We start from the raw sequence: 1,454 nt of genomic DNA, 5'->3' as shown, positions 1-1,454 counted from the left end.
CTTGCCGGCGATAGGGCTGCAACGCAGCCCCCTCTCCAGATTCAGCGCTTGCCGCTGCGAATCATCTCCAGGAAGGCCGGCATCGCCGCTTCCTTGTCCGCCACGATCCGCGCCATGTGCGGATTCTCGCGCATCTTCTCCAGCAACGCCTTGGCCTCCGGGAAGTCCGCGAGGAAGTCGACGTTGAGCACTTTCTTGCCCACGGCATAGGCCAGATCGACCGAGAAGCAGAACATCAGGTCGGCCAGTGTCAGCTCTTCACCCGCCACATAAGGTGCAAAGCGGCCATTGCGCTTGAGCGTGGCAAACCCCGCCAGCAGGTCGGCCCGTGCCCGCTCCTTGATCAACGGCTCCACCGCCGCGCCGAAGAACGACTCGGGATAGCAGGTACGTGCCGGCAGCTCGATGTACAGTTCGATTTCCTTGAGCAGCTCGCGCACCTTGGCCTGCTCGAACGGGTCGGCCGGCAGCAGCGCCTTGCCACCCCGGGTCTGCTCGATATAGTCGAGGATCACGCTGGTCTCGCTGAGAAAGCCGTGCTCGGTCTCCAGCGCCGGCACCTTGCCACGCGGGCTGATTTCCAGCGCCTGCGGCGCCTGGCCGCCATAGAACGTGACCTCCTCGAACGGCAGGCCTTTTTCCAGCAACGCCAGCTTGACCATGTTGTAGTAGTTGCTGACCGCGAATCCGTGAAGCTTGAGCATGGGTAACAGCCTCCAGGCCGTATGGGGATGGCCCGGCTTTTATAGACCGATCGGCAAGGCATGACCAGCGCGGGCGTGGCAAACTGTATGCCCCACATCAGGAGTAGCGCCATGAGCGAGCCCACCGACATCGACAATGACGACGACGAAGCCTTCGCCGAGGCAACGCTGACCCAGGCCATCGAGAACCAGATCGAAAGCGGCGAACCGCCGGCGGCAAAGGCCACGTTCAACAAGCTGAGCCTGGTCGGTTACGAACGCGAAGACATCCTCAATCTCATGGCCCATGTACTCGCCATCGAGATCGACAACATGCTCGCAGAGGATCGCCCATTCAACGCCGAGTGGTACGAAACCGCCCTGCGCGCGCTTCCCGAGCTGCCACCTGAGGCAGATCAAGGCGAGGACGAATAACCCGACTACACTCCAGGATCAGGCACCGCTGGCGGTGCCGCCATCCTCGTCTGGAAGTCAGGAGTCGCCATGTCCTTCACCCCCGAACTGATCGCCGAACTGGAAGTACTCGCCCTGTTCAACCTGGACAGCAGCCAGGAAGGCATCAAGATTCACGCGAACGCAGCACCCGCCCTTGTCGCCGCGGCAAAACGCCTGCACGAGAAGCAGTTGACCGACCAGCCCGATGGCGGATACCTCACTAGCCTGGGGCACGACGCGGCAGAAAGCGTGCAACTGCTGCTGAACATCCTCAAGACCCCGCAGCCTGCGTAAACCTGTACCGGCCCTATCGCC

3 protein-coding genes are annotated in these 1,454 nt (G+C 62.2%); 2 read left to right on the top strand and 1 reads right to left on the bottom strand.

Annotated elements, in window-relative coordinates; genetic code table 11:
• Positions 1-41: 41 nt before the first annotated feature.
• Positions 42-704 (bottom strand): glutathione S-transferase, encoded by a 663-nt coding sequence (locus tag PMI38_RS03625; protein WP_008090825.1) that lies wholly within the window; start codon positions 702-704, stop codon positions 42-44.
• Between the two features lie 111 nt (positions 705-815).
• Between PMI38_RS03625 and PMI38_RS03620 the strand changes: the two genes are divergently transcribed.
• Positions 816-1,118, top strand: coding sequence for a hypothetical protein (locus PMI38_RS03620; protein WP_008090823.1), 303 nt, complete (start codon positions 816-818; stop codon positions 1,116-1,118).
• Between the two features lie 69 nt (positions 1,119-1,187).
• Entirely contained in the window at positions 1,188-1,433 is a 246-nt protein-coding gene (locus tag PMI38_RS03615; protein ID WP_008090821.1) for a TIGR02647 family protein, read from the top strand.
• The last annotated feature ends 21 nt before the right edge of the window (positions 1,434-1,454 follow it).

Source organism: Pseudomonas sp. GM84 (genome assembly GCF_000282535.1).
In the GTDB taxonomy this organism is placed as follows: domain Bacteria; phylum Pseudomonadota; class Gammaproteobacteria; order Pseudomonadales; family Pseudomonadaceae; genus Aquipseudomonas.
Note: the sequence above shows the minus strand (reverse complement) of the source record. Positions and strands in the feature narration are given on the sequence as shown.

Coding starts and splice junctions, on each gene's coding strand:
- PMI38_RS03620 (WP_008090823.1), top strand. CDS start 816: ATGAGCGAGCCCACCGACATCGACAATGACGACGACGAAGCCTTCGCC.
- PMI38_RS03625 (WP_008090825.1), bottom strand. CDS start 704: ATGCTCAAGCTTCACGGATTCGCGGTCAGCAACTACTACAACATGGTC.
- PMI38_RS03615 (WP_008090821.1), top strand. CDS start 1,188: ATGTCCTTCACCCCCGAACTGATCGCCGAACTGGAAGTACTCGCCCTG.